This is a genomic window from Aliihoeflea aestuarii (assembly GCF_024105665.1).
Taxonomy (GTDB): domain Bacteria; phylum Pseudomonadota; class Alphaproteobacteria; order Rhizobiales; family Rhizobiaceae; genus Aliihoeflea; species Aliihoeflea aestuarii.
Genome location: NZ_JAAAMK010000013.1, coordinates 44,399 through 56,669, shown reverse-complemented (window position 1 = coordinate 56,669; position 12,271 = coordinate 44,399). Strand labels below are relative to the sequence as shown.

9 protein-coding genes are annotated in these 12,271 nt (G+C 60.7%); 4 read left to right on the top strand and 5 right to left on the bottom strand.

All coding sequences use genetic code 11. The features are described 5' to 3' along the window. Positions 1 to 10: 10 nt before the first annotated feature. Complete coding sequence (locus GTW25_RS18840; protein WP_252913839.1) at positions 11 to 1,006, top strand: Bug family tripartite tricarboxylate transporter substrate binding protein; 996 nt, start codon at positions 11 to 13, stop codon at positions 1,004 to 1,006. A gap of 10 nt (positions 1,007 to 1,016) precedes the next feature. Here GTW25_RS18840 and GTW25_RS18835 read toward each other — a convergent pair whose 3' ends face one another. Together GTW25_RS18835 and GTW25_RS18830 are read right to left on the bottom strand one after the other, a co-directional pair. After that, positions 1,017 to 1,433, bottom strand: coding sequence for a pyridoxamine 5'-phosphate oxidase family protein (locus GTW25_RS18835; protein WP_252913838.1), 417 nt, complete (start codon positions 1,431 to 1,433; stop codon positions 1,017 to 1,019). A 285-nt stretch (positions 1,434 to 1,718) separates the two neighbouring features. Next, positions 1,719 to 2,264, bottom strand: a complete 546-nt coding sequence (locus tag GTW25_RS18830; protein ID WP_252913837.1) for a TetR/AcrR family transcriptional regulator — start codon at positions 2,262 to 2,264, stop codon at positions 1,719 to 1,721. 88 nt (positions 2,265 to 2,352) lie between these two features. Here GTW25_RS18830 and sugE point away from each other — a divergent pair, with 88 nt between their 5' ends. Beyond that, entirely contained in the window at positions 2,353 to 2,673 is a 321-nt protein-coding gene (gene sugE / locus GTW25_RS18825) for a quaternary ammonium compound efflux SMR transporter SugE (protein ID WP_252913836.1), read from the top strand. A 141-nt stretch (positions 2,674 to 2,814) separates the two neighbouring features. After that, positions 2,815 to 6,294: a carbamoyl-phosphate synthase large subunit gene (gene carB / locus GTW25_RS18820; RefSeq protein ID WP_252913835.1), complete on the top strand. Its 3,480-nt coding sequence runs from the start codon at positions 2,815 to 2,817 to the stop codon at positions 6,292 to 6,294. Between the two features lie 175 nt (positions 6,295 to 6,469). Here the strand turns inward: carB and GTW25_RS18815 are convergent, their stop codons facing one another. Then, positions 6,470 to 7,945, bottom strand: a complete 1,476-nt coding sequence (locus GTW25_RS18815; protein ID WP_252913834.1) for a hypothetical protein — start codon at positions 7,943 to 7,945, stop codon at positions 6,470 to 6,472. Between the two features lie 1,002 nt (positions 7,946 to 8,947). Between GTW25_RS18815 and GTW25_RS18810 the strand changes: the two genes are divergently transcribed. Further along, positions 8,948 to 10,489 (top strand): putative bifunctional diguanylate cyclase/phosphodiesterase, encoded by a 1,542-nt coding sequence (locus tag GTW25_RS18810; protein WP_252913833.1) that lies wholly within the window; start codon positions 8,948 to 8,950, stop codon positions 10,487 to 10,489. Here the strand turns inward: GTW25_RS18810 and GTW25_RS18805 are convergent. Continuing rightward, positions 10,476 to 10,952 carry a GFA family protein gene (locus GTW25_RS18805; RefSeq protein ID WP_252913832.1) on the bottom strand — a complete coding sequence of 159 codons (477 nt, stop codon included), beginning with the start codon at positions 10,950 to 10,952 and terminating at the stop codon, positions 10,476 to 10,478. The two genes, GTW25_RS18810 and GTW25_RS18805, sit on opposite strands and share 14 nt — an antisense overlap. A 422-nt stretch (positions 10,953 to 11,374) precedes the next feature. Further along, positions 11,375 to 12,271: a LysR family transcriptional regulator gene (locus GTW25_RS18800; RefSeq protein ID WP_252913831.1), complete on the bottom strand. Its 897-nt coding sequence runs from the start codon at positions 12,269 to 12,271 to the stop codon at positions 11,375 to 11,377.

The following is a 12,271-nucleotide window of genomic DNA, read 5'->3' as shown; positions in this document are numbered from 1 at the left end:
AGGACTGATGATGACGATCCATTTTATGGCGCGCACCGCAATTGCGGTGCCGGTGGCCGCGCTTGGCATGCTGACGACGCTGACAATTGCCGCATACGCACAACAGGCATATCCGGAACGCGCGGTGACCCTCGTCGTGCCCTTCCCGCCCGGCGGTGCGCTCGACGTCGCGGCACGCCTGCTCGCCAACGGCCTTGAGCCTTCGCTCGGCCAACCGGTCGTTGTGGAGAACAGGCCGGGCGCGGGCGGCAATATCGGCGCGGATTATGTCGCAAAGAGCGAAGCGGACGGCCATACGCTCGTCCTCGGCGCGTTGTCCACCCACGGCGTCAATGTCAGCCTCTACCGCGACATGCCGTTCGATCCGGTCGCCGATTTCGAACCGGTTTCGCTCGTCGCGCGCACGCCCAACGTGCTGGTCGTCAATGCGGATGTGGAAGCCGAAACGGTTGCGCAATTCCTCGAACTCGCCAAGGCCGATCCGGAAGGCTTCATGTTTTCTTCTGGCTCGGCCGGCAGCGCCGGCCATCTGGCGGGCGAGTTGCTGAACTCGGCGGCGGGCATAGACGCCGTGCACATCCCCTATCAGGGTTCGGCTGCCGCTATGCAGGCCGTGCTCGCGGGCGAAGTGCAATTCATCTTCGACAATCTCGCATCCGCTTCCAGCCACATCGCGGCGGGATCGGTGCGCCCGCTTGCCGTGACGACTTCTGAGCGCACGCCCTTCGCAGACGATCTGCCGACGATGGCCGAATCGGGCTTCGAGGATTTCGACATCACGACATGGTTCGGCGTCCTCGCCCCCGCCGGCACGCCCGATGAAGTCGTCGAGCGCCTCAACGGGGAAATCCGTAGCCTGCTCGAATCGGAGCGATTTCGCGAGGCCATGGCTGCGCAAGGCACCGAAGCCAGCCCCTCCAGCCCGCAGGAATTCGCCGATTTCATCGACGCCGAGATCGCCAAATATGCCGCGATCATCGACGAGGCCGGCATCGAGAGGCAGTAGCCGGTTATCGTCAGAGCGTGATTTCGCCGTCGTCTTCACCGTCCCAGTAACGGACGCGATCGGCACGCACCTTGATCATGACCATGCCATCCGTGTCGATGCCGTCCTCGAACCACTCGTCGAGGTCCGGGACCCAGTGCGCCTCGAATTCCGACTTGTCGCGAATGACCGTTCCCTTGCCCTGAACGTTGACCATGAACATCTCCTCGCCCTGAAAGGCGAGCGAGACCGTCGGGTCGGCCTCGATATCGGCGACCATTCGGGAATCGCCCCAGGTGAAATAGTAGGAATCGCCATCGTAGTCGACGTCACCATTGTTGCTCATCGGCCGCCCGGCAATCGAGCCGTCATCCGTCCGGGTCATCAGCATGGTGATGTCGATATCGCGCATTTTTTCCGAAAGATCGGAAAGTGTCTTGTCGCTCATTGGAAGCTCCATAGCCGCACCAGCGGACCATTCCGCAGACACACTACAACCTTCCGGACAAGCGCTTGTTCATTTGCTGGCGATCACTTTCCTTCGCCGTCAACTGAAGCGTAGCGGCGAGGCTCGGGCCTGGATTCCTGTGACGAGCACAGGAATGACGGGATCGATGATTTTGCCGATCTTCGACGGTCCCGATTTCCATGATACTTTTCCGCCGTCATTCCTGTGCTCGTCACAGGAATCCATGTCTCGACATTGTCACTCCGCGACGGTCCAGGATCACGCCTATTCCTCGGTCCCCAGCAACTCCAGTATATCCGCAAAGATCGCATCCCAGCGCGCGTCATCGATCCTTGCGATCCCGAGTCCGCGCAGCATGAACGCGCCTTCGCAAGCCAGGAACGCCAGTCTCTTGCGCCGTCCCGCGGCATCATCTTCAAACGCGTCCAGCCGCCCCTCATAGTCTTCGCGCAGGATGCCCGCCTCGTCCTTCGTCTCCACCAGTGCCGCCATCAGGCTTGCCGCGCGCGCCGCCATCGCCGCGGTTTCCGCATGCGTCGCCTGGATTCGTGCGCGAAGCTGGGCGCCCGCATCGTCCGCGCCTTCCGGCAGATGCGCCGCGACTTCCCGTTCGAAACGCCTTAGGTCGCGCTCCGTCATCGCCGCGATCAGCGCCGGCTTGCTCGGGAAACAATAGAGCACCCCGCCTTTCGAAACCCCTGCCCGCTCGGCAACCGCATCAAAGGTCAGTTGCCCCGCGCCCGCTTCGCTGACGACCTCTTCGGCAGCGTTCAGGATGACGTCCCGGTCGATTGTTCGTTTTCTTCCCACATTATCCTCTTTTCAAACCGTCTGGTCGGATATATATAACAACTCATCCGCCGCAAGTCATGCGGCTTTTTGTTTGAGGAGTTCGATCATGGCATGGATTTTTCTCGGCATCGCCGGTCTGTTTGAGGTCATCTGGGCAACGTCGATGAAGTACTCGGAAGGCTTCACCAAGCTCGGGCCGACCGCGATCACGGTCGCTGCGATGGTGGTCAGCTTCGCCTTTCTGTCATTTTCGCTGAAAGCACTGCCGCTCGGCACCGCCTACGCGATCTGGACCGGCATCGGCGCGGCCGGCGCGTTCGTCGTCGGCGTCATGTTCATGGGCGAAGCGGCGACGCTGGGCCGCATCGTGTCGATCCTGTTGCTCGTCTCCGGCATCGTCGGCCTCAAGCTTTCGTCGGGCGTGTGACAAAAGCCTGCGGGAAGTTGAATTTTGGGGTTACGTATGGCTGCGTCTGCCCCTATAAGGCGCTCCTAGCCTGACAGAAGAAACTGAACCGCACCGGTCGCGAAAGCTGCCGGATCGCGGGCATACGCGCAGAGACCAGCCATGCCCAAACGCACCGATATCAAGTCCATCCTGATCATCGGGGCCGGCCCCATCGTCATCGGTCAGGCATGCGAGTTCGACTATTCGGGCACGCAGGCCTGCAAGGCGCTGAAGGCCGAGGGCTACCGCATCATCCTGGTCAACTCCAACCCGGCGACGATCATGACCGATCCGGAGCTGGCCGACGCGACCTATATCGAGCCGATCACGCCCGAAGTGGTCGCCAAGATCATCGCCAAGGAGCGCCCCGACGCGCTGCTCCCCACCATGGGCGGCCAGACCGCGCTCAACACCGCTTTGTCGCTGCGCCGCATGGGCGTTCTGGAGCGCTACAATGTCGAGATGATCGGCGCGAACGCCGAGGCGATCGACAAGGCCGAGGATCGCTCGCTCTTCCGCGAGGCGATGCAGAAGATCGGCCTTGAAACCCCGAAATCCATGCTCGCCAACGCCTCCGAGGCAAAGGACGCCGACAAGCGCGCGCATGAAGCCCGCCGCGCCGAACTCAAAGCGTCCGCTCCCGCCGATCTCGACGCCGCGCTCGACGCGCTCGAGACCGAATGGAATCTCGGCGAAGGCGATCGCAAGCAGCGCTATATCAGCCACGCGATGGGTGTCGCCGCACAGGCGCTCGACCATGTCGGCCTGCCCGCCATCATCCGCCCCTCCTTCACCATGGGCGGCACCGGCGGCGGCATCGCCTATAACCGCGCCGAATTCTACGAAATCATCAATTCCGGCCTCGACGCCTCCCCGACCACCGAAGTCCTGATCGAGGAGAGCGTCCTCGGCTGGAAGGAATACGAGATGGAAGTCGTCCGCGACAGAGCGGACAATTGCATCATCATCTGTTCGATCGAAAACCTCGATCCGATGGGCGTCCACACGGGCGATTCCATCACCGTCGCGCCGGCTTTTACGCTGACGGACAAGGAATACCAGATGATGCGCAACGCCTCGATCGCGGTGCTGCGCGAGATCGGGGTCGAGACCGGCGGCTCGAACGTCCAGTTCGCCGTGAACCCGGAAAACGGCCGCCTCGTCGTCATCGAGATGAACCCGCGCGTCTCGCGCTCCTCCGCGCTCGCGTCCAAGGCCACCGGCTTCCCGATCGCCAAGGTAGCCGCGCGGCTCGCCGTTGGCTACACGCTCGACGAACTCGACAACGACATCACCGGCGGCGCGACGCCCGCCTCGTTCGAGCCCTCGATCGACTACGTCGTCACCAAGATCCCACGCTTCGCTTTCGAGAAATTCCCCGGCGCGGACGCGACGCTAACCACTGCCATGAAGTCGGTCGGCGAGGTCATGGCCATCGGCCGCACCTTCGCCGAATCGCTGCAAAAAGCCCTACGCGGTCTGGAAACCGGCCTCACCGGCCTCGACGAGATCGAAATCCCAGGCATCGGCCAGGGCGACGACAAGAACGCCATCCGCGCCGCGCTCGGCACGCCGACGCCCGACCGGCTGCGAATGGTCGCTCAGGCGATCCGCATGGGCACTTCGCTGGAAGACGTACACCAGATGTGCCGCATCGACCCGTGGTTCCTCGAACAGATTGGCGCAATCATCGAGATGGAGGCCCGCATCCGCGAGCACGGCCTGCCGGAAGACGCGCAGAATCTGCGCATGCTCAAAGCCATGGGCTTCTCCGACGCCCGCCTCGCCTCGCTGACGAAGACGGACGCGGAGAACGTCGCCAAGCTGCGCGAAACTCTCGACGTCCACCCCGTCTATAAGCGCATCGACACCTGCGCCGCCGAGTTCGCCTCCCCCACCGCCTATATGTATTCGACCTACGAGACGCCCTTCGCCGGCGCCCTCGCCGACGAGGCCCAGGTCTCCGACAAGAAGAAGGTCGTCATCCTCGGCGGCGGCCCGAACCGCATCGGCCAGGGCATCGAGTTCGACTATTGCTGCTGCCATGCCTGCTTCGCGCTGGCCGACGCCGGCTACGAGTCGATCATGATCAACTGCAATCCCGAGACCGTCTCGACCGATTACGACACGTCCGACCGCCTCTATTTCGAATCGCTGACCGCCGAGGATGTTCTGGAAATCCTGCGCGCGGAGCAAAAGGCCGGCACGCTGCACGGCGTCATCGTCCAGTTCGGCGGCCAGACACCGCTCAAGCTCGCCGACGCGCTCGAAAAGGCCGGCATCCCGATCCTCGGGACCTCGCCCGACATGATCGACCTGGCCGAAGACCGCGACCGCTTCCAGAAGCTGCTGATCAAGCTCGGCCTCAAGCAGCCGAAGAACGGCATCGCCTGGTCGGTCGAGCAGGCGCGCACCGTCGCTTCCGAACTCGGCTTCCCGCTGGTCGTGCGCCCGTCCTATGTGCTGGGCGGCCGCGCCATGCAGATCATCCATCACGAGTCGATGCTGCAGACCTACCTGCTCGACACCGTTCCCGGCCTCGTGCCGGAGGACATCAAGCAGAAATACCCGAACGACAAGACCGGCCAGATCAACACGCTGCTCGGCAAGAACCCGCTCCTGTTCGACACATACCTGTCGGAAGCCATCGAGGTCGATGTCGACTGCCTGTGCGACGGCGAGAACACCTACGTCTCCGGCATCATGGAGCATATCGAGGAGGCCGGCATCCATTCGGGCGATAGCGCCTGCTCGCTGCCGGTCCACTCCCTGTCGAAGGAAATGGTCACTGAGCTCGAACGCCAGACGGCGGCGCTCGCCAAGTCGCTCCATGTCGGCGGTCTGATGAACGTGCAATATGCGATCAAGGACGGCGAGGTCTACGTCCTCGAAGTGAACCCCCGCGCCTCGCGCACCGTCCCCTTCGTCGCCAAGACCATCGGCCGCCCCATCGCCAAGATCGCCGCGCGCATCATGGCCGGCGAAAGCCTCGACGCCGCCTACGCGCCCTATGGCGACAAGCCGAACGCGGCCGAACTCGGCCATGTCGCGGTCAAGGAAGCCGTCTTCCCATTCGCCCGCTTCACCGGCGTCGACACACTTCTGGGACCGGAAATGAAGTCGACCGGCGAGGTCATGGGCCTCGACCGCGACTACGCGCTCGCCTTCGCCAAGGCGCAACTCGGCGCGGGCGTCGACCTGCCCCGCTCCGGCACGCTCTTCGTCTCGGTCCGCGACGAGGACAAGGCCCGTGTTCTGAAACCCGTCAAGCGCCTCGCCGAACTCGGCTTCCGCGTCCTCGCCACCGGCGGCACCGCGCGCTTCCTCAAGGAAAACGGCGTCGAAGCCGAAAAGATCAACAAAATGCTCGAAGGCCGCCCCCACATCGAAGACGCCATCCGCAACCGTCAGGTCCAGCTCGTCTTCAACACGACCGACGGCCAGAAAGCGGTCTCGGACTCAAAGTCCCTCCGCCGCGCCACCCTGATGCAAAAGGTGCCGTATTACACGACGATGGCCGGCGCCGAAGCAGTCGCCGAGGCGATTGCGGCGTTGAAGGCGGGAAGCTTGGAAGTCCGGCCGTTGCAGGCGTATTTTTAGGCTAGTGGACGTTCAGTGCCCAAAGGACTTGGGAGAGCTTCTATCCTTGCTGTTCCCGGCCCTCCGCATGCTGGAGAGAAACGGGAGTTTGATCGCCTATCGGTTAACCGTATCAACGGGTTAACGAGGCGTATGATTCGTATTTCGTGCTATGAACGCGGGCTGTGATAAATCGCTACTCGCAAAAATTTTCTGGCAACTTACTTATTCCTAATGTGCGCTCGATCTGCTTGCGCTGGTTTTTGAGGCCACGATGTTCGCTCGGCGTTTTTGAGATTGTGATATTCTGAAGTCCGCCATAACCATCTTCTGCTTCCAGTCTAATGTGCCGGTTGTCGGATTTACTCCGGTATCCATGTCGTTGAAGGAGAGCCGTGAGTTCGTCCGCCATGCGCTTTGGGTCTTTCGTTGCCCTTTCAAGATCGGCAAGAAGTTCATCCAGTGCTGAAGAACGCGGGACCCGTTCGACAATTCTCGTCCACACGGCAGCTGTGCGCGCATCAATGCCATTCGACTCAACCATTGACAGACCAATCTGAGCAGCCAGCCGAATTCTATCAGCTATCTCGCCGGGATAAATCTCCTTGCCCACGCTTCGGAAAATGTTGTCTGCCGCAAAGCTTCTCTCCTCATCGGCCATCTCGGTGACCGTTTGCGAGCTAATCTGCTCTGTCAGCCGCCTATTTTCCTCCTGCAAATCGCTTAACTGCGTAGTGAATACATCAAGCAGTTGATCGGCATCGCGTTCAGAAAGCGAACCGCGAAGGGCCACGCGCTGCCCTCTAAGCGCATGCTCCTGCAACTCAGTCCAATCCCAACCCATCGATGGCATAAAGCCCCGTAGACGAATAGCAGAAGCCCGAACACTATCTACTAGCTCGGTGACCTCATTGAACTGACGTCCAAGGAAGAATCGACGGATGAAGCCGCGATGCGGCATCGCGATGCCGAGCGTGCCATTATAGATGTTCTGGCCATTACTCAGATTCTTTAGGCGGAGCGAGAATCCCTTACTCGGTTCCAACACGACGTGCGCAACACCGCCAACATCGTAGGCGAGTTTCCCAATTTGGTCTCGCGTAAGAAGCCATTCCTCCCGTCCCGTCGCAGAGATATAGATCACTGGTAGCCAACGGCTCGCCTTCCCATTTAGTATCAGCTCAGCTACCGCTATACCGTCGTCATTGTCCTTGAGCCAAATGGGCTCGTCGCGGACCTTGATCTTCCCATCAATTGCGCCCCACCCTTCCTTCAAGAGAGCCTTCACAAGAAAAGGCTTTTTGGGTGACTCAAGGAACGCGTCAGGACGCTTCGCCAAGCACTGTGTTCTGAAGCGAACAACATCATGGTCGGTGCTGGCATCACCCCGTCGAAGCACCGCTTCCGTACGCCAGACGCGGCCTTGATGATCGGGCATATCGTGCTGGAAACCCATAGCGGTCCAACCTTCGTCGCCACTCAGCTCGCGCATGCGCAACTCTTCACCTGAGCCAGCGACTAGATAGACGTTCTCACCATCCAACTCCCGCTCAGAATTGGACGCTAGAACATCGCTGCCGCGCATACCTCTGAGCCAAGCAAACACCTCGGACGCAAAGGCCGCCTTGTTATCAAAGCGCTGGACAGGAAATTCGGTAGCAAAGGGCAGCATATGTCTGGTCCGCACGATGTTCTATTTAATGTCAATACTCAGGCTTATAAAAATCCGATTATCGGCTTCGCATCGTAAATGTATAAGTCTATCATTATTCAAATCCAAAATTATCAACAATGCAATATTTTAACTCTTCTATTTGCTGCTCTCCTAAAACTTATCCACTCTCCACGCACTTCCCCTATTATCCACCGCACGGAACTCGCCAAGAAACATTCTGATGGGCGAAGAACCTGCGCTTCGATCAGGTGGCAGAAGTTGCCGCGCGATCGATCATGCCACGGCCGAATCATATTGCAATCCGTTCAAAGGTACGGCGTGCGCTATACGCGCGCTAAGGCGGAAACGTCGGGCTATTCCGAAAACTCGGCCCAGTGATGTGGACGCGATACGGACGGCTATCTGGTTGAGCAATCTGGTTCCAGCTACACCGAAACTGACGGAGTGTTCGCTTTCCACGATTCACCTGCATAAGCTGACCATCAGCAAACCATTCATCGTCGCCACCAAACAAAACTTATCCACCCTCCCTCTCCCTCCCCCATAATCCCCCCGCTTCGTCCACGGGAACGCCGATCATGACGGTGGTTGCGCGGGGCGGGTCGGCACCTCCGTTCCGCCCTCGTAAGGCAGGACCGGGGCGGCCGCATCGAGGCTCACCTCCCGGCACTACGGCCGGGATGTGCTTGTGGAGCACGCAAGCCCGATCGACGATCGGGTGCAGAGGAGCAGATGCGGATAAGAAAAAATGCCGGACGGGCGGTGGGAACGCCGCATGTAGCACTCTTCAGATGAGCGACGTTTCCCCCGCCCGTCTTCCCGATCTTTGACAGAGCCCGGCCCGTTGGCGCGGGAACGCATCGGCACGCCTCGCACCACCAGATCACGACCGAAGATCAGTCGAACATGACAGTTCCATGACACTCCGTTCAACGCGTTTTTAAACTGTCGACGATAGCGTCATTCCAAGATGGCGAAGGCCACATAGGGCGGCGGACAATGAAATTGCATGCGATCGAGAAGCATAACGAACAAGTCTATCTGGTCATCCAGTTCTTCCTGATTGCCGCCTTCGCCTCCGCCGTCTACGTGCTCATGGTGTCGGACCGCAGCGCCGTCGCCGGCTGGCTGGCGCTGGTTGGCATCATCGCCACACTCGGCGGAGCGATCACAATGAGCTATCTGCGGCGCTCGCTGCGCCTTCGGCTTCAGATGGCGCTGCTCGTCGAGGAAGATCAGCAACGCCTTTTGTCCCTCGACGTGGCGACCGGGGCATTCAGCCGCCGTCATTTCCTCGATCTTTTGAAGGACGCTATCGGCAAGCCGCTCGAACCCAGGCCCGCGATCCTGCTCCTGATGGACCTCGACCACTTCAAGCACCTCAACGACAGCTTTGGGCATCAGTGCGGCGACCGTGCGTTGCGCCACCTCGTCGCGACAATCGACGCGGAGATTTCCGGCGCGATCATCGGCCGTCTGGGCGGCGACGAATTCGGCGCCATCTTAACCGGCAGCGACATCAAGGAAGCCCATGCGGCGGCGGCGCGGCTCATCGCGATGCTTCGCGCCGGCATGGTCTATGAAGGCAAGTCGATTGCTTTGTCCGCCTCCATCGGCGTCGCCGCCTGCCCGCATCACGCCTCGGATGCCGCCGAGCTCATGGCCGTCGCCGATCTCGCCTTATACGAAAGCAAGCGCGCCGGGCGCAGCCGCGTCACCCTGTTCGACACCGACATGGTCGCCGACCGCCGGCGTGGCCGTTCGCTGGAGCGCGAACTGCGTGCCGCGATCTACCTCAACGATCTGCGCCTCGAATATCAGCCGATCGTCAACGCCAACGGCTCGATCTTCGCCGTCGAGGCGCTGGTGCGCTGGCTTCATCCCGTGCGCGGCATGATCCCACCATCGGAATTCATCCCGCTGGCCGAGCAATCGGCATTGATCGATATGGTCGGCACATGGGTTTTCCAGCGGGCGTGCATGGACATCGCGCACATGCCCGAATTGCGCATCAGCATCAACGTGTCCGGCGAGCAGTTGAAGCGCGACGACATCGTCGTCAATTTCGAAAATATCCTGAAGACCACCGGTCGCAGCGCCGAGGAGTTCGTCCTGGAGATCACCGAAACCGTGGCGATGTCCACGCGCGACGATATCGTCCAGCGTATCTCGAAATTGCGGGCGATGGGGTTTCGCATCGCGCTCGATGATTTCGGCACCGGCCATTGCGGCTTTCGCTATCTGCAGAAATTGCCGATCAACTCCATCAAGATCGACCGCAGTTACATCGCCACCCTCGCCCACGATCCGGTCGCGCAGGTCTTCGTCTCGGCCGTCGCGCAGATCGCGCGGATCCAGGAGATTACGGTGGTCGCGGAGGGCATCGAGACGCAGGAGCATTTCGCACTCGCCCGCGCCTCCGGCTGCAACCGCTTCCAGGGCTATTTCTTCGGTCGCCCTGCCCCGCACGAGCGCTTGTTCCCCTACGAGCCCGCCCAGTTGGCATCGGAGGCGCGGGCACTCAAACTCAGCGCGGCGTAAAGCGTGACCTCGACCACGCATCATACTCTTTCATGAGCCCCTCATACTCCGTCATCTCGGGAAACCGCTCATAGCTCTTCATCGCGCCGGTCTGCGCAAAAGGAAGCATTTGCGACGTGTAGGTTTCGATGAATGGACGAAACCAACCTGTATCGGCGAACATCGTCGGCCGCACATTGACGAACCAGTCCATGCCCGCGGGACGTGTGAACATCCAGCTCATGCAATGTCCGCAAAAATAGTGATGAACATCCGTCCCATGCAAACCGCCGATGACCGGCTCGCCCTCCAACACCTCGAATCCTTCAACGGGAAAAGTCGACGTCAGCGAATACGCGGATGACGACATCTTCTGGCAGCCCGCGCAATGGCATGCGCTGGTCAGAAGCGGCAGTCTGGTGACGCGAATGGCGATCTGCCCGCAGCGGCATACGCCGGCAAGCGGAAGCTGGAGTTCCCTCATTGGTATTACCTCCTCGAAGCCCCGCCAGCATGAACCGCCTTCCTGGCCTCGCCAAGCTCCACCGCGATCATCGTGGAAACTGCGGACAAAAAAAAGCCGGATCAAAAGACCCGGCTTGAAGTATGGAAGTGCCCTTGCGGGCGAAACCTCCAGAGGGGAACACTCGCGGGCGCCAATGGGAGGAGGAACGCGCCCGTGAGATGATTGTGATATGGGCAAAGTCCGCCCAAAGATCAAGCATTTGATGACGCATTGCACCCATGCAGTTTTGCATGGCCTTCCAAGTATGCATCAAGATGTTGAATGTGCTCGCCTATCAGGCATCTGGATCAATCGATGCACCAATTCTGCCTTCGATCTATGAGAGCCTTTGCCGCTCTTTTGTGCAGTGCAATAATGCGGGCGAAAGGCTCGAATTCGAATCAGTAGGCCCAGCTTCGCGCCTTGGCGATCAGAAAATCGCGGAAGACATGCAGCTTCACTTGGTTCCGCATCGCATCGGGATAGGCGAAATAGGTGTCGAAGGACGGAACCTCCGTTTCGGGCATGAGCTGCACCAGCGGCGAGCCCTGCTCGATCGTGTAGTCGGGCAGGATACCGATCCCCGCGCCGCGCTCGATGGCCGCCTTGATCGACAGGATATTGTTGATCTGGAGGCTGGAGATGCGCTTCGATCCCTCGGGCCGCCCGGCCGTCTCCAGCCAATTCATGTCGGCGAGATGGCTCGGCACCGGCTCGCCGAAGGTGACGATGCGGTGCTTGTCGAGATCGGCGATGGATTGCGGCTTGCCGTGCTTGGCGATGTAGGACGGGGCGGCGAACAGGTGGAAATGCACCGTGAACAGCCGTCGCTGGATCAGGTCCGGCTGTTGCGGCTGGCGAAGGCGGATCGCGCAATCGGCCTGACGAAGCGTCAGGTCGAGCTCCTCGTTCGCCAGCACGAGCTGAAGCTGGATGTCCGGGTAGAGATCGAGGAATTCCTGCACGCGCTCCGTCAGCCAGCCGGAGCCGAGGCCAACCGTTGTGGTCACGCGCAACGGCCCGGAGGGACGGTCCGTCGTCTCGGTGAGTTGCACCTTGACCTTTTCGAGCTTGACCAGAACGTCGTGCGCGGTGCGGTAGAGCATTTCGCCCTGTTCGGTCAGCACCAGCCCGCGCGCATGACGATGGAACAGCGCGACGCCCACATCCTGCTCGAGCGCGCTCACCTGCCGCGAGATCGCCGATTGCGACAGGCGCAGCGTCTCGGCGGCATGGGTGAACGACCCGGCCTCGGCCGCCGCATGGAAGACGCGCAGTTTGTCCCAGTCGAACGCCAT

Excerpts from the sequence above, each read along its gene's own strand:
- GTW25_RS18805 (WP_252913832.1), bottom strand. The coding sequence starts at position 10,952 with ATGAGGGAACTCCAGCTTCCGCTTGCCGGCGTATGCCGCTGCGGGCAG.
- GTW25_RS18815 (WP_252913834.1), bottom strand. The coding sequence starts at position 7,945 with ATGCTGCCCTTTGCTACCGAATTTCCTGTCCAGCGCTTTGATAACAAG.
- GTW25_RS18810 (WP_252913833.1), top strand. The coding sequence starts at position 8,948 with ATGAAATTGCATGCGATCGAGAAGCATAACGAACAAGTCTATCTGGTC.
- sugE (WP_252913836.1), top strand. The coding sequence starts at position 2,353 with ATGGCATGGATTTTTCTCGGCATCGCCGGTCTGTTTGAGGTCATCTGG.
- carB (WP_252913835.1), top strand. The coding sequence starts at position 2,815 with ATGCCCAAACGCACCGATATCAAGTCCATCCTGATCATCGGGGCCGGC.
- GTW25_RS18800 (WP_252913831.1), bottom strand. The coding sequence starts at position 12,271 with ATGGCGTTCGACTGGGACAAACTGCGCGTCTTCCATGCGGCGGCCGAG.
- GTW25_RS18835 (WP_252913838.1), bottom strand. The coding sequence starts at position 1,433 with ATGAGCGACAAGACACTTTCCGATCTTTCGGAAAAAATGCGCGATATC.
- GTW25_RS18840 (WP_252913839.1), top strand. The coding sequence starts at position 11 with ATGACGATCCATTTTATGGCGCGCACCGCAATTGCGGTGCCGGTGGCC.